Source organism: Amycolatopsis japonica (assembly GCF_000732925.1).
Taxonomy (GTDB): domain Bacteria; phylum Actinomycetota; class Actinomycetes; order Mycobacteriales; family Pseudonocardiaceae; genus Amycolatopsis; species Amycolatopsis japonica.
The window spans coordinates 1,033,512-1,048,174 of sequence record NZ_CP008953.1; the positions used below are offsets into that span (position 1 = coordinate 1,033,512).

16 protein-coding genes are annotated in these 14,663 nt (G+C 68.0%); 8 read left to right on the forward strand and 8 right to left on the reverse strand.

Annotated features, from left to right (window positions below; genetic code table 11):
* Window positions 1-125: 125 nt before the first annotated feature.
* Both AJAP_RS05160 and AJAP_RS05165 read right to left on the reverse strand, forming a co-directional pair.
* Window positions 126-380: a WhiB family transcriptional regulator gene (locus AJAP_RS05160; RefSeq protein WP_007028999.1), complete on the reverse strand. Its 255-nt coding sequence runs from the start codon at window positions 378-380 to the stop codon at window positions 126-128.
* Between the two features lie 273 nt (window positions 381-653).
* Window positions 654-1,580 (reverse strand): diacylglycerol/lipid kinase family protein, encoded by a 927-nt coding sequence (locus AJAP_RS05165; RefSeq protein WP_038508660.1) that lies wholly within the window; start codon window positions 1,578-1,580, stop codon window positions 654-656.
* Window positions 1,581-1,824: 244 nt separating this feature from the next.
* Here AJAP_RS05165 and AJAP_RS05170 point away from each other — a divergent pair, with 244 nt between their 5' ends.
* Window positions 1,825-2,364, forward strand: a complete 540-nt coding sequence (locus AJAP_RS05170; RefSeq protein WP_038508662.1) for a hypothetical protein — start codon at window positions 1,825-1,827, stop codon at window positions 2,362-2,364.
* A 130-nt stretch (window positions 2,365-2,494) separates the two neighbouring features.
* Here the strand turns inward: AJAP_RS05170 and AJAP_RS05175 are convergent, their stop codons facing one another.
* Window positions 2,495-2,974, reverse strand: a complete 480-nt coding sequence (locus AJAP_RS05175) for a GNAT family N-acetyltransferase (protein ID WP_037341065.1) — start codon at window positions 2,972-2,974, stop codon at window positions 2,495-2,497.
* 1 nt (window position 2,975) lies between these two features.
* A complete protein-coding gene (locus AJAP_RS05180) occupies window positions 2,976-3,569 on the reverse strand; it encodes an acid phosphatase (RefSeq protein ID WP_038508664.1) in 594 nt (197 codons plus the stop codon).
* 62 nt (window positions 3,570-3,631) lie between these two features.
* Here AJAP_RS05180 and AJAP_RS05185 point away from each other — a divergent pair, with 62 nt between their 5' ends.
* On the forward strand, window positions 3,632-4,102 hold the full coding sequence (locus AJAP_RS05185) for a hotdog fold domain-containing protein (RefSeq protein ID WP_037341070.1): 471 nt from the start codon (window positions 3,632-3,634) through the stop codon (window positions 4,100-4,102).
* Between the two features lie 75 nt (window positions 4,103-4,177).
* Here the strand turns inward: AJAP_RS05185 and AJAP_RS05190 are convergent, their stop codons facing one another.
* On the reverse strand, window positions 4,178-4,849 hold the full coding sequence (locus AJAP_RS05190) for a hypothetical protein (protein ID WP_038508666.1): 672 nt from the start codon (window positions 4,847-4,849) through the stop codon (window positions 4,178-4,180).
* 167 nt (window positions 4,850-5,016) lie between these two features.
* Here AJAP_RS05190 and AJAP_RS05195 point away from each other — a divergent pair, with 167 nt between their 5' ends.
* Window positions 5,017-6,624 (forward strand): GMC oxidoreductase, encoded by a 1,608-nt coding sequence (locus AJAP_RS05195; RefSeq protein ID WP_038508668.1) that lies wholly within the window; start codon window positions 5,017-5,019, stop codon window positions 6,622-6,624.
* Window position 6,625: 1 nt separating this feature from the next.
* Here the strand turns inward: AJAP_RS05195 and AJAP_RS05200 are convergent, their stop codons facing one another.
* Window positions 6,626-7,231, reverse strand: coding sequence for a dTDP-4-dehydrorhamnose 3,5-epimerase family protein (locus AJAP_RS05200; RefSeq protein WP_038508670.1), 606 nt, complete (start codon window positions 7,229-7,231; stop codon window positions 6,626-6,628).
* A 393-nt stretch (window positions 7,232-7,624) separates the two neighbouring features.
* On the opposite strand from AJAP_RS05200, the gene AJAP_RS05205 reads away from it, so the two are divergent.
* The gene (locus AJAP_RS05205; protein ID WP_228694861.1) at window positions 7,625-8,785 is read left to right on the forward strand and encodes an NAD(P)-dependent malic enzyme; all 1,161 of its coding nucleotides are present in this window, start codon (window positions 7,625-7,627) and stop codon (window positions 8,783-8,785) included.
* Between the two features lie 96 nt (window positions 8,786-8,881).
* On the opposite strand, the gene AJAP_RS05210 is transcribed toward AJAP_RS05205, so the two are convergent.
* The gene (locus AJAP_RS05210) at window positions 8,882-10,285 is read right to left on the reverse strand and encodes a bis-aminopropyl spermidine synthase family protein (protein ID WP_038508674.1); all 1,404 of its coding nucleotides are present in this window, start codon (window positions 10,283-10,285) and stop codon (window positions 8,882-8,884) included.
* Between the two features lie 91 nt (window positions 10,286-10,376).
* On the opposite strand from AJAP_RS05210, the gene AJAP_RS05215 reads away from it, so the two are divergent.
* The 4 genes from AJAP_RS05215 to AJAP_RS05230 are packed head-to-tail and all read left to right on the forward strand — an operon-like array spanning window position 10,377 to window position 13,730.
* Entirely contained in the window at window positions 10,377-11,465 is a 1,089-nt protein-coding gene (locus AJAP_RS05215) for an ABC transporter ATP-binding protein (protein WP_038508676.1), read from the forward strand.
* Complete coding sequence (locus AJAP_RS05220) at window positions 11,465-12,148, forward strand: ABC transporter permease (RefSeq protein WP_038508677.1); 684 nt, start codon at window positions 11,465-11,467, stop codon at window positions 12,146-12,148. Before AJAP_RS05215 ends, AJAP_RS05220 begins: the two co-directional genes overlap by 1 nt.
* Window positions 12,145-12,834, forward strand: a complete 690-nt coding sequence (locus tag AJAP_RS05225) for an ABC transporter permease (RefSeq protein ID WP_038508680.1) — start codon at window positions 12,145-12,147, stop codon at window positions 12,832-12,834. The genes AJAP_RS05220 and AJAP_RS05225 overlap by 4 nt, the downstream gene beginning before the upstream one ends.
* Window positions 12,831-13,730 (forward strand): ABC transporter substrate-binding protein, encoded by a 900-nt coding sequence (locus tag AJAP_RS05230; RefSeq protein ID WP_038508682.1) that lies wholly within the window; start codon window positions 12,831-12,833, stop codon window positions 13,728-13,730. The genes AJAP_RS05225 and AJAP_RS05230 overlap by 4 nt, the downstream gene beginning before the upstream one ends.
* Before the next feature lie 76 nt (window positions 13,731-13,806).
* On the opposite strand, the gene AJAP_RS05235 is transcribed toward AJAP_RS05230, so the two are convergent.
* Entirely contained in the window at window positions 13,807-14,322 is a 516-nt protein-coding gene (locus AJAP_RS05235; RefSeq protein WP_038508684.1) for a GNAT family N-acetyltransferase, read from the reverse strand.
* Between the last annotated feature and the right edge of the window lie 341 nt (window positions 14,323-14,663).

Here is a 14,663-nt window from a genome sequence, read left to right on the forward strand (position 1 = left end):
TCAAGTCGGGTAGGTGTCACCTCGCGACGCAGGGTCATAGCGCCACTGCACCGCGGGATTACCCGAGGCTTGGGGTTGTTACTCAGTTTTTGGTGATGCGATGAAGCGTGCGTGAGTTGAAAAACTCAGGCGGAGGTACGCGTGCCGATGTGCGTACGACGGCGCTTCAGGGCCCGTCGCTCGTCCTCGCTCATCCCGCCCCAGACGCCTGCGTCCTGCCCGCTGGCCAATGCCCAGGCCAAGCAGTCGGAAGCGACGGTGCAGCGGTGGCACACGGCCTTCGCCTGCGCTACCTGCGACAGAGCAGGACCGCTGGTTCCCACCGGGAAGAACAGCTCGGGGTCCTCGTCTCGGCAGGCCGCGTCGTGGCGCCAGTCCATGTTTCTGAGCTCCTTCATAACGGCGCGGTACTCCGCGCCATAGTCGTCATGGCGGTCGTTTTTTTGGGTGCTTGTGAATGCTTTCACGAAGCACCCGTTTCGACAAGGGTTTTCTGAAGATCGGTGAGTCAGCTCACCCGGCCGAGCGACGCTTCTGACCTGCGGTTTCGTTCCGAAACGGCCTTCCGATGGGAAGGCCGATGCGGTGAGCGGAGGTTCTGCGTCGATGAGCGGCAGTTCGTACTTTGCCGCAGGCGATCAGCGGTCCGGTCGTCAGACGATTACCGTCAGTGCTCCCGGGACGCTGAAGAACTCCACCCTCTTCCGCTGGCCGACGAGGTCGCCGTCCACCTGGAAGTTTACCGGTTCAGCAGCGTCTATGCGGATCATCGGCAGGTCATCGTGACGAAGGAGACGTCGCCCGCGTTGGTCGCTCTTCGTGAGCAATGCCTGCCGTACATGCTTGAACACGGTGGGCAATCCCAGACCGCTCAACGCGAAAAGGCCCAGTCCGGTGTCGAACGAGCTGTCCGGGTTCAGGTGGACGGGACGGTCGCCCAGGTAGCTCCACGGATCGGTGTTCGACACGAAAGCGGTCAGCACTTCGGTGGGCTCTTCACCCGGGATGCGGACCGTGAGGGGCGGACGACCGAGCGGAGGCCGCAGATGCGACGCCACCGCGGCCCTCAGATAGAGCCCCGCGGTGGTCTGCTTGCCCCGGCGCTTGGCCACGCGGCCGACGACGTCGGCGTCCCAGCCCAGGCCGGCGTTGAAGGTGAACCAGTGGCCGTCGGCGATCCCGAGGCCGACTTTGCGGCTTCGGTCGTTCTCGATGGCGTTGAGGAGCTGATGGGTCGCTTCGACGGGATCGTGCGCGATCCCGAGCGCGCGGGCGAAGACGTTCGCCGAGCCACCCGGTACGACACCGAGCATGGGGACGTCGCCGACCTTCGCCGGGTCGCCGTCGGCGTCCGCGAGGAGACCGTTGACCACCTCGTTGACCGTGCCGTCGCCGCCGTGGGCGACCACCAGGTCGATCCCGTCGCGGGCGGCGGACCGCGCCACGGCCATCGCGTGGCCGCGGTAGTCGGTCTCCACCACGTCGAGTTTGACCTGGCTGGCCAGTGCGTGCGCCAGAACGTCACGGCCACCGGCGGTGGTCGAGGTGGCCTGGGGATTCACGACGAGGATGGCACGCACATACCGCAGGGTAAGTGACTTCGGCCCGAAGAGGGGAGCGTCAGGTGACGCGAAGCTCAGTGGTCCGTGCGTCCTCGAAGCAGCACCTTGTGACCCTGTGGCGGGCGTTCCTCCTCATCGCCGGCGGCTCTCGCGCGTCGTGACAAGTGCACCCGGGCCGACCGCCCGCTCATCGACGACACCGCCAATTCTTCCCCTGCGGCGGCGAGGGGAAACCGGCCGACCGGGTGGCATACGATCGAAAGTGCTCACGTACGGTGACCCGCCCTGGTGGAGCACCGTGTCCGGAAGCCTGGAAGGCTGTTTCGCCGTGTCCATCGCCGACAAGCTCTCGCCCGCGCCCCGTGAAGTCCGCCTCGCCGGCGCCGTCACCGCGCTGCCGGGGCTCGCCCTGATCGTGTTCGCGATCCTGCTCCTGGTCAACGGCCGGGCCGGACCCGAGAACCTCCTGGCCGAAGTCGCCTACTACCTCGTCCTCGCCGCCGGGACGCTGGCCTGCGCCGCCGGGCTGATGATGGGGAAGACGTGGGCGAGGTCGCCCGGCGTGGTCGTCGCGCTGATCCTGGTGGGCGTCGGCTGGTACGGCGCGGGGCCGTCCGGGCAGCCGTTGTGGGGTGTGCCGCTGGGGCTGGTCGGCGTCGCCGTCATCGTGCTGCTGTTCCGCCGCCCTTCGCGCGCGTGGGCGCTCGGGATGCAGGAGGGCGAGACCGAGGAAGAGGCCGCCGAGCGGGACGGTGCCGCGGGCCGTGCGGCGCGTCGTGAACGCGAGGAACGCGACTCCTGACGCCGCACTCGCGTGATCAGAGGCGGATTTCGCGTGATTGGGGACGTGACTCGCGTGATCGAGGCCGTACCTTCGAGTGCGGCCTCCAGACACGCGAGTTACGTGTCTGATCACGCGAGTCACGCCTTGGCTAGACCTGGGCGGCGAGTGCCTTCAGGGGTTCGTCGGTGAGGCGGTCGACGGTCCATTCGTCCATCGGCACCGCGCCGAGCGACTTGTAGAACCCCTGTGCCGGGTTCCAGTTGAGCACCGACCACTCCAGACGGGCGTAGCCGCGCTCGACGCAGACCGCCGCGAGGGTGGCCAGGAGCGCCTTGCCGAGGCCGGAGCCGCGCTGTTCGGGGCGGACGTAGAGGTCCTCCAGGTAGATGCCGTGCACACCGCGCCAGGTGGAGAAGTTGAGGAACCAGAGCGCGTAGCCGACGATCTCGCCGTCGACCTCGGCGACGTGCCCGAACAGGCCCGGCGCCTCGCCGAACAGCGCGACGCGCAGCTGCTCGGGCGTGAGGTGGCATTCGTCCGGGGCGCGTTCGAACTCGGCGAGGTCGTAGACGAGCTGGACGACGGCGTCCACGTCTTCTTCGCGGATACGCCGGATGCGGTCGTCCATTTCAGTCCTCTGTGGTGGGGAGCAGGTTGAGGTGTTCGATCTGCGGCTCGCCGCGTTCGTCGCCGAGCACCGCGACACCGGCCGGGTCGAGTCCGAAGTGGACACCCGCCGTCGACGGGAGACCGATCCAGCGCGCGACCAGGACGCGGCTGAAATGTCCGTGGCCGACCAGGATCACGTCACCCCTGCCGAGCGGCTCGCGGATCCGGTCGATCAGCTTGTCCGCGCGGGCGTTGACGTCTTCCGCGCTTTCGCCGCCGGGGATCGGGTGTGACCAGACCGTCCAGCCGGGGACGGTCTCGCGGATCACCGGGGTCGTGACGCCCTCGTAGTCGCCGTAGTCCCATTCGGACAGCTCTTCGGTGACCTCGTCGACGCGCAGTCCGGCCAGCTCGGCCGTGCGCAATGCCCGGGTGCGGGGGCTGGAGAGGACGAGCGCCGGGCTGCCGCCGAGTACCGCCCGCAGGGTGCCGCCGGCCGCGCGGGCCTGCCCCTCGCCGGCGGGCGTGAGCGGGATGTCGGTGCGTCCGGTGTGCCGTCCGTTGACGGACCACTCCGTCTGACCGTGCCGGAGGAGGAAGAGCCGATGAGCCACGTTGCGAATATAGCCTGCCGTCCGGTTATGCTACTGGCGAGTAACATGGTGAGGAGGCCGTGATGGCGCAGAATCCGACCTACGCGATGTGGAACCGGCTGGCGGGCAAGCCGGTCGGCAAACAGCTGTTCTCGGCGGCGATGTGCCTGCGTGTGCCGTACTTCCGGACGGTGCTCCCGTCGGTACGCGAGCTGCGTCCCGGCCGGTGCGAGGTGACGTCCCCGAAGTGGTGGGGTGTTTACAACCACATCAAGACCTTTCACGCGATCGCGGCCTGCAACCTCGCGGAAATCGCGATGGGCATGCTCGCCGAGGCGACCGTGCCCACGACACATCGCTGGCTGCCGAAGGGCATGACGGTCGCGTACGTCGCGAAGGCCGAGACGAGTCTGCGCGCCGTCGCCGAGCTCCCGGAGTTGCCGGAATTCGGCGACGAGGGCTTCGAACTCCCCGTGCCGGTGACGATCACGGACACGAACGGGAAACCCGTCGTGACCGCGACCATCACCATCTGGGTGACCAAGAAGAAGTAAGACTCAGGCGTTTCGTCCTCTGAATGCGGTCCTTGCGCGTGCAACTACCGCATTCAGAGGACGAAACGCGGGTGGTCAGAGGGGTTTGAACTGCACGTAGGTCGACAGCTTGAAGGTGTTCTTCCCGCTCGCCGACGGGAGGCCGAGCACCTCGTCGGCCGCTCGTGTCAGCGGGCCGCAGCCGGTCGTACCCGGCAGGGCAAGCTGCGAGTCGACGACGCCGAACTTCACCGTCTTCGGGTTCTGCGAGATCACCTCGAAGGGGACGGCGGGATCGTCCTTGACCACCGAGTGCAGCGGCGCGCCGAGGGTGCCGATCGTGCATTCCTTGGGCAGCAACGGATGCCGCAGGGCGGCGTAGAGGTCCAGCTCGCCGCGGCGCTCGTCGTTCGACAGGAAGTCGGAGTAACCGCCGTACTTCAGCTGCAGGGTCGTGCCGAAAGCGCCGTGGATCCGGGCCGGAGCGTGCCGAAGTTCGCCGAACACCTGCGCGAACTTCCCGTCGACCTTGCCTTCGGAGAACGTCAGCCGCATCTCCCCGAGCGGGATCTCCCGGTCGCCGATGGTCAGGGCTCCTTGGGAGACAAAGGCTTCGCAACGCCACGTGCCGGGGTCGGCGTTGGCGGGCGGAGCGGGGCAGGCGGAGAAGTCGAAGTTCGGTAGCTCCGCCGCGGAGGCGTGGCCGGGGAAGGCGAAGAGGGCGGCTGCGGACAGTGCGGCCGCGGTCGCGGCGAGAAGGCGCTTCATGACTCGAAAGAGTGGTCTGTGCCCGTCCGAGCCACATCGGGGAAGCCACCCAAGGGACCCCTGAATCGCCACGTTCGAGTGAAAATAAACGGTGTTTACCCAGCTGACGCGAATCTGCTTCGGATTCGCTCTTGAAGGCGGCTCGAACAGCGGGCGATCATCGGCCCATGTCCCCACTGTCGCGCCGCAAGTTCCTCGGGTACACCGCGCTCAACTCCGCCGCCGCTCTCGGGCTGACCACGATTTCCACCGCGCAGGCCGAAGAAGTGTCCCCGGGCTTCTCGACGGCCGTGGTGATCGGCACCGGCTACGGCGCCGCGGTCACCGCCCTCCGCCTCGGCGAGGCCGGGATTCCCACGGTCATGCTCGAAATGGGCAAACTGTGGGCCGATCCCGGGCCGGACGGCAAGGTCTTCTGCGACATGCTCCGGCCGGACCGGCGCGCCGCGTGGTTCAAGAACCGCACACAGGCCCCGCTCGCGTCGTTCCTCTGGATGGACCTGGCGAACCGGGACATCGGGCGGTACCCCGGCGTCCTCGACAGGGTGAGCCACGGCGACATGTCCGTCTACGTCGGACGCGGCGTCGGCGGCGGTTCGCTCGTCAACGGCGCGATGGCCGTGACGCCGAGGCGGTCGTACTTCGAGGAGATCCTGCCCGCCGTCGACGCGGACGAGATGTACGGGACGTACTTCCCCCGGGCCAACCGGACCCTCGGCGTGAACCACATCGATCCGCGCTGGTTCGAAACCTGCCGTTCCTATCGCTACGCGAGGGTGTCCCGGAAGGCCGCGACGCGCGCGGGACTCAAGACGGTGTTCGTACCCAGCGTTTACGACTTCGAGTACATGAAACGGGAAGAAGCGGGCAAGGTGCCGAGGTCGGCGCTCGCCTCCGAGGTGATCTACGGCAACAACCACGGCAAACGGTCCCTCGACAAGACCTACCTCGCGGCCGCGCTGGGCACCGGGAAGGTGACCATCAAGACGCTGCACGAGGTCCGCGGGATCACCCGGCAGACCGACGGCACCTATGTCCTCACCGTGCACGAGACCTCCGAAGACGGCGCGATCGTGGCGAGGAAACAACTCGGCGCGAAATACCTGTTCCTCGGCGCCGGCAGCCTCGGTTCGACGGAACTGCTCGTGCGGGCACGGGAAACCGGGACGCTGCCGGGACTGAACGACGCGGTCGGTCGCGGCTGGGGCACCAACGGCAACGTGATGCTGGGCCGTGCCAACCACGCGTGGGATCTCGGCGGATCGCTGCAATCGGGAATGCCCGCGCTCGGCATCGACGCGTGGGACGACCCGGTCAACCCGGTCTTCGCCGAGGTCGCGCCGGTGCCCGCCGGGGTCGAGACCTGGTTGAGCCTGTACCTGGCGATCACGAAGAACCCCGAACGCGGCCACTTCACCTACGACCCCGCGAGCGACTCCGCGCGCCTCCACTGGCGCGCTTCGCAGGGGAAACCGTCGATCGACGCGGCGAAGTCGTTGTTCGACAAGGTCAACCGGGCGAATCGCACGATCTACCGCAGTGACCTGTTCGGGGATACGCGGTCGTTCGAGAACCGGTTCACCTATCACCCGTTGGGCGGTCTGGTGCTGGGTGAGGCCACCGACCTGTACGGCCGGGTGAAGGGCTACCCGAACCTCTACGTGACCGACGGATCGCTGATCCCCGGCAGCACCGGGGTGAACCCCTTCGTCACGATCACCGCGCTGGCGGAACGGAACGTGGAACGGGTGCTGGCCGAGGACGTGGCGCGCTGACTCAGTTCGCGGACCGCAACTTCTCGTAGTACGCCACACAGTCGTCGTACCGCGGCAGCAGTCCCTGCTCCAGGGCTTCTTTCAGCAGGGGCGCCACGGTGTCCTTTTCGGACACGACGGGTTCGATGTCCTGAGGCCAGGGCAGCGCGAGATCGGCGTCCAGCGGGTTGACGCCGTGCTCGCCTGCCGGGGCGTACGGCTCGGAGCAGAGGTACGCCATGACCGTTTCGTCTTCGAGAGCCATGAAGGCGTGGCCCAGGCCTTCGGCGATGTAGACCGCTTTGTAGTCGGTGCCGTCGAGCAGAACGGACGTCCATTCCCCGAAAGTGGGCGAGCCGACCCGGAGGTCGACGATGACGTCCAGCAGCGAACCGCTCGGGCAGAACACGTATTTCGCCTGCCCGGGCGGGGTGTCGGCGAAATGCACGCCGCGGATGGCGCCGCGGCGCGAGACGCTGGCGTTGGTCTGCCCGAGACGAAGCCGGTGCCCGACCGCTTCGACGAACGCTTCTTCCTGGTACGGCGCCACGAACAGGCCGCGGTGATCGGGGAAAGCCCGTGGGGTGAACTCGAAACAGTCGGGGATGCTGAGGCGCCTGGCTTGCATGTCCCCATGCTAACGAGCGCTTCCCAAACCGGATGGACGTCTTGCGAAACCTCTTTTGAGCTGCGGAAACCCGGGGCCGTTTGTGACATCAACCGCACCAGAGGGGCACACTGGTCCGCACGCCTGTCACAATGATCTGACCGCTGCGTCCGCGGCCGTCGCCACACCCACGGCACCGATGGCCGATTGGACGCTTCGCCGACAGGCCGGCGCTACCGCGCTGGGCTGCCGTGTCGGAGGACGAGTTACCCCAGGTGGCCGGGCCATGCCCAGTTGGCCTGCTCACCGGCCAGTTCCCCCGCTCGCAGTCCCAGGAGAATTCCAATGACCTTCGCTCGAATCGAGACTTCGCCGTCCTTAGACACGGCGGAAGCAATGACGGGAACCACCACGATGACCACGCCAGTGACGGACACCGAGATCTTCGAGGGGCACGAGGGCGGCAAGCTCTCCGTGGCCGCCACGCGACCGATCTCCTCGCCGCGTGACCTTTCGGTCGCGTACACGCCTGGCGTGGCGAAGGTGAGCCGGGCGATCGCCGAGGACGCGGCCAAGGCGAAGCGGTACACGTGGGCGGACAGGCTGGTCGTGGTGGTCAGCGACGGTACTGCGGTGCTCGGCCTCGGTGACATCGGCGCGAGCGCTTCGCTGCCGGTCATGGAGGGCAAGTCGGTCCTGTTCAAGACCTTCGGCGGGCTCGACTCGATCCCGCTGGTGCTCGACACCACCGACGTCGACGAGATCATCGAGACCCTGGTCCGGCTGCGCCCGTCGTTCGGCGCGGTGAACCTGGAGGACATCTCGGCGCCGCGCTGCTTCGAGCTGGAGGACCGCCTCAAGGAGGCCCTCGACTGCCCGGTCATGCACGACGACCAGCACGGGACGGCGATCGTCACGCTGGCGGCGCTGCGCGGGGCGAACCAGGTCCTCGGCAAGGACATCGCCGGCCAGCGCGTGGTCGTCTCGGGAGCGGGTGCGGCGGGTGTGGCCTGCGCCAGGATCCTGCAGAACGCCGGCGTCGCCGACGTCACCGTGCTCGACTCGCGCGGCATCATCCACGAGGGTCGTGAGGGCCTGAACCCGATCAAGCGGAAGCTCGCCGAGACCACGAACACGGCCGGCCTGCGCGGCGGCCTCGGCGAGGCGCTGAAGGGCGCCGACGTCTTCCTCGGCCTGTCCGGGGCGACCATCGACGAGACCCTGCTGGCCGGGATGGCCGACGACGCGATCGTGTTCGCGCTGTCCAACCCCGACCCGGAGGTCCACCCGGTCGCGGCGTCGCGGTACGCCAAGATCGTGGCGACCGGGCGCAGCGACTTCCCGAACCAGATCAACAACGTGCTGGCGTTCCCCGGCGTCTTCCGCGGCGCGCTGGACTCCGGTGCGCGGGCGATCACGGAGAACATGAAGCTGGCGGCGGCCGACGCGATCTTCGCCGTCGCGCAGGACGACCTCGGCCCGGACCGGATCGTCCCGAGCCCGCTGGACCCGCGTGTCGCGCCCGAGGTGGCCGCCGCGGTCGCGAAGGCCGCTGAGGCCGACGGCGTGGTGTGACGGTCCCTTTCACACTCGCTCGAGTGCTAGGAACGGTCCTTTCCTTGCGAAATTCGCAAGGAAAGGACCGTTCCTAGCATCTGGGGGTTGACACGCTCAGGCGAGCAGTTCCGCCAGCCGGTGCCGCGGCAGGTCGATCAGCCGCGCGTCCGTCAGCTCCGGCGGTACGTCCAGCGAGACGTTCGCCAGCCGCGCGTGCGCCCTGGTCAGCAGTTCGTCCTGGTGCTCGACGGCGTCCGCGACGACGATGGCGTGCCGGTTGTCCGGGGTGCTCCGCAGCAACCGCAGCTTGTACTTCGCCCCGACCAGCCGGTTGAGCGCGCCCTGCGCCTCGGCGTTCGTCAGATCGGGATGCGAGTTCGGGACCAGCAGCGCCAGCCGTCGCGCGTTGGTGCCCAGCAGGGTTCGCAGCAGCCACGGGCCGGGGTCGGCCGAGAGATCCATCGCGACCGCGTCGCCTTCCGGCCCGGAAACGGACCAGTCGACCGGCCGCGACTCCAGTGCCAGGCCGCCTTCGGTGGCGATCTCGTGCAGCTTGTCCAGCAATGACGGCTTGGCCGCGCCTGCGGACTCCACCGACTGCGGACCGTGCGTGTAAATCGCGGCCTTTCCCTTGCCGCCGCGGTTCTTCTTCGACTTCGCGGTCGGCTGGCAGACGTAGAGGTCCGCCGCGCTCCCGATCGCCTGAGCGCCGAAGTACCGGTTGAAGTCCGGCAGGATCGCTTCGAAGGTCAGCCCGAGCGTCGCGAGCGCCCGCTGCACCTGCGCGCCCAGCGCGGGGTGGCGCGGGCTGTAGCCGTAGGCGAGCAGCAGCCGTCCGTCCGAGGGTTCGGCGAGCGCCTGCACCCCGCGTGCCGCGAACAGGCCCATTCCTTCGGGGGTGTAAGGCGGATCACTGAACACAAGGTCCATCCGCCCGGTCACCGAGGGCGGCAGGCCGACGCGCAGATCCGTGTGCAGCGTCCGGATGGAGCGCTCGCTGAGTTCGTCGATGTAGGAGAGCACGCGGTCGTCGAGATCGACGACGGTGAGGTCCGCGTCCGGCCGCAACGCGCGCACGGCCAGCGAGGTGAGGTCGTGGTCGCCCAGGAACAGCAGCTTCGCCGTGTCGAGGTCGTAGCGCTCGTCGAGCCACAGCGCCCGGTTCAGCACCGTCTCCGGCGTCGCCTGCACGTGATCGAGCGCGGCCAGCGGCGCGGGCACGTTCTCGACGTAGCTGGTGATGGTCTTCAGCAGGTCGGGATCGGATTTCCGGTCCCGCGCCGCGAAGCGCGCGTACTTCTCCCTGGCGGCGGGGGCCAGCCGCAAGCGGGACTCGTTCCGCTCCAAGTCGTCGCCGAGCGCGTTCAGCACGTCTTCGACACTCCGGCGTGGCGCGGTGCTGACGCGGACCAGTTCGCCGAGGTCACGCCAATCCGTCCGGAGCAGGGAAATCACCTGATGGAGCGGTCGCACGTGGACACCGTGCGCCGCGAGGACGTCATCGACGGAAAGACTCACGGCCCGCAGCCTAGTGAACCGATCCCTGGGACACCGTGCCAACAGGGCCGATGTGGGCTACGGTTTTTCGACCAGACATGGGGAGAGACACGTGACTATCGAGTTCCGTGGCGTGACGAAGCGGTATCCGGACGGGACGGTCGCGGTCGACGACCTGAACCTCACCGTGGAGGACGGCACCATCACCGTCTTCGTCGGGCCGTCCGGCTGCGGCAAGACCACGTCGCTGCGGATGATCAACCGGATGGTCGAGCCGACTTCGGGCACGGTGCTGCTCGACGGCAAGGACGTCAGCGACGGCGACCCGGCACTGCTGCGCCGCGGCATCGGTTATGTCATCCAGCACGCCGGCCTCTTTCCACACAGGACGGTGCTGGACAACGTCGCCACCGTGCCGCTGCTGTCCGGCTGGGACAAGGGCAAGGCGCGCAAGCGCGCGGCGGAACTGCTCGAGACCGTCGGCCTGCCGTCGGAACTCGGCAAGCGGTACCCCGCCCAGCTTTCCGGCGGCCAGCAGCAGCGCGTCGGGGTCGCGCGGGCGCTCGCGGCGGATTCGCCGGTGCTGCTGATGGACGAGCCGTTCTCCGCCGTCGACCCGATCGTCCGCGAGGAACTGCAGGACGAACTGCTGCGCCTGCAGTCGCAGCTGGGCAAGACGATCGTGTTCGTCACCCACGACATCGACGAGGCCGTGCGGCTCGGCGACAAGATCGCGGTGCTCCGCGTCGGCGGGGTGCTCGCGCAGTACGGCACGCCTTCGGAGGTGCTGCGGCATCCCGTCGACGATTTCGTCGCGTCGTTCGTAGGCAAGGATCGCGGCTACCGCGGGCTTTCCTTCCTTTCCGCGGAAGGGATCGTCGTCGAAGAGGTCAAGCGGGTCGAGGTCGGCAAGCCCGCCCCCGGTCCGTCCGACGACTGGCAGGTCGCGGTCAACGCCGAAGGCCAGCCCCGCGGCTGGCTGCGTCCGGGGTCCACTGTGGACGGAGAGCTCGCGGAGACCGATCTCGTCGCCGGTGGTTCGCTGTACCTCCAGGGTTCGCCGATCCGGGGCGCGCTCGACGCGGCTCTCTCGTCGCCCGCGAGCCTCGGTGTCGTGGTGGACGCCGACCAGAAGGTCCTCGGCGTGGTCAGAGCCCAGCAAGTCCTCGAAGTGATCGAAGCGCCGTCGCTGAGTTCCTGATGGGGGACTTCTTCGCGGAGCTCGGCCGCTACCTGGGCAGCGCCAACAACAGGTCGCAGTTCTTCGGCGACCTGCTCGACCACATCTATCTTTCACTGGTCCCGCTGGTGCTGGGCCTGGTGATCGCGGTGCTGGCGGGCTGGCTCGGGCACCGGTTCCGGTCCGTGTGCTCCGTCCTGCTCGTCCTGTCGAACCTGCTGTACACGATCCCTTCGCTCGCCTTGTTCGTGGTGATCCCGGGCATCATCGGTTCGAAGATCCTCGACAGCGTCAACGTCATCGTGGCGCTCACCGTCTACACCGCCGCCCTCCTGGTGCGCCCCGTGCTGGACGCGCTCGACGCCGTCCCGCCTCACGTCGTCGCCGCGGCCACGGCGATCGGCTACAAACCCGCGCGCCGGTTCCTCACCGTGGAGCTGCCGCTTTCGGTGCCGGTGCTCGCGGCGGGCGTCCGGGTGGCCTCGGTCAGCAACATCAGCCTGGTCAGCGTCGGCGCGCTGATCGGCACCGGCGGGCTCGGCGTGCTGTTCACCGACGGCTTCCAGCGCGAGTACTTCTCGCCGATCGTCGTCGGGATCGTCGCGACGCTGCTGCTCGCGCTGATCGTCGACCTGATCCTGGTCCGGCTGCGCGATCTCCTCACACCCTGGGACCGGGTGGCGACCACGGCGGGGGCGAAATGATCGGCGACGTGCTGAACTGGTTCGGCGACCCGGCCCACTGGCAGGGCCCGGACGGTGTCCCGGCCCGGCTGCTGCAGCATCTCGGCTACACGGCGCTGGCGCTGGTCTTCGCGCTGATCATCGCGATCCCGCTCGGCCTCTACGTCGGGCACACCGGTCGCGGCGCGGTGCTGCTGGTGAGCGGCGGCAACGCGATCCGCGCGCTGCCGACGCTGGGTCTGGTGACCTTCCTGTTCCTGCTCTTCACCGAAAGCGAGCTCTCGACGATCATCGGCCTCGTGGTGCTCGCCATCCCGCCGATCCTCGCCGGGACGTACGCGGGCCTGCAGGCGACCGACCACGGCGTCGTCGACGCGGCGCAGGGCATCGGAATGACCGGCTGGCAACGGTTGTGGAAGGTGGAGGTGCCCATCTCGCTGCCGCTGGTGCTCGGCGGGGTGCGGAATTCGGTACTGCAACTGGTGGCGACGGCCGCCGTGGCGGCGTACGTCGGGCTCGGCGGGCTCGGCCGGTTCCTGCTCGACGGACTGGCCATTTTGGACTATCCGCAAGTGGTCGCGGGCGCGCTGCTGACGACGTTGCTCGCCGTCGTGCTGGACCTCGCGCTGGCGGGTGTCCAGCGACTGCTGGTGCCCAAGGGAGTCCGGCTGGCACAGGCCGCGAGCGGGAAGAAGGCGAAGGTATGAGGCGGCGGGTGGCGGCATTGTTCGCCGGGATCGCTTTGCTGACGGCGAGTTGCGGCAACCCGCTCGCCGGCGGGGCCGAGGGCGGCGCGACCGGCGACATCATCATCGGCGCGTCCGACGTCGGGGAAAGTCTTCTGCTGGCCCAGATCTACGCGGGTGCGCTGCGCAACGCGGGCGCGGAGAACGTGACCGTGCGCCCGCCGGTCGGCAGCCGCGAGGTCGTCGTCAAGGCGCTGCAGGACAAATCGCTCTCGGTAGTACCGGACTACAGCGGAAACCTGTTGCGCTACTTCGACAAGGACACGCAGGCGACCACGCCGCAGGACGTCTACGCGCAGCTGAAGCAGAAGTTGCCGTCGGGATACGAAGTCCTCGAACAGGCGCCGGCGGAGGACAAGGATCTTCTGGTGGTGCGCAAGGAACTCGCCGATTCCGGGATCCGGACCTTCTCCGATCTCGGCAAGCGGTGCAAGGAGTTCGTGTTCGGCGGCCCGGGGCAGTGGAGCAGCCGCTGGAAGGACAAGATCAAGGCGCTCTACGGCTGCGAGTTCGCCGAGATCCGCACGACCGACACCGGCGGCCCGGTCACGGTAGCCGCGCTGAAATCCGGCGACATCCAGGTCGCCGACCTGTTCAGCACGTCGTCGTCGATCGCCGCCAACGGATTCGTGCCGCTGGTGGACGACAAGAACATGTTCCCCGCGCAGAACATCGTGCCGTTCGTGGCGAAGGGGACGTTGTCACCGAAGGAGGTCGACGCGCTGAACCGGGTTTCGGCGGCGCTCACGACCGACCAGCTGACCGAGCTGAACGTCCAGTTCAGCGAGGAGAAGCGCAACCCGCTCGACGTCGCCGAGGAGTTCCTGCGCCGGAACAACCTCCTGGCGCCGTCCTGACCCCCGGCATTTCGTCCTCTGAATGCGGTCCTTGCGTGCGCGACTACCGCATTCAGAGGACGAAACGCGGGAGGGGCTAGAGGCGGTCGAACGCGGGTGAGTAGCGGAACTCGCCCTTGAGGTCCGGCGTGTGCGCCCGAAGGGTGCGGACCTGGAAATGCGGTGCCCATTCCGCGACCGGTGGCGTGATCCCGTGCTGTGCGGCGAGCACGAAACCGAAGCGGGAGTAGTAGTTCGGGTCGCCCAGCAGCACCACCGCGCCGTAGCCGAGCGCGTCCGCCGCGCCGAGCACGGCGTGCACGAGCGCGGAGCCGACGCCGGAGGCGTGGTACTCGGGCAGGACGCCGAGCGGGCCGAGGCCGACCGTCGACTTCTCGTCGCCGCCGAGCTTCGACGGGCTGCAACAGACGTGCCCGACGACCTTCCCGTCGCGTTCGGCCACGATGGACAGTGCGCCGATCAGGTCGCCGTCCTCCCGTAGCTCGTCGACGAGTTTCGCCTCGACCACCGGGACACTGAGTTTCGCGAACGCGGCCAGATGCACGGCGTGGATCGCCTCGCGGTCGGCCGGGATTTCCTGTCGGAGCAGCATGCGCCCGAGTGTGCTCCATCCGAAGGTAGGATGGAAATCGTTTTCCGCCCGCCGACGTCACGACTTTAGTAGGCGGCCATCCGTGTGTACTTCCCCGTGCATGAAACGCCGGGAGGGCGGGAAAACGACCACCAGATGTGCGGATCCCCAATTCTTCGTGGGCCGTACGGGCGCAAAACGCGACTAAAGGCGGGGGCTGAACGGTGCCCGAGCTGCGCCGACGCGGTGCCCATTACTACCGGGATGTCCGTAATGCAAGGTCTTCCTTGGGGTGAAAACGCGACTTAGTCTCAGCCTGCGCTCCTAAGTGGAACGCGGTTCACCTCTGATTCACCCCAACG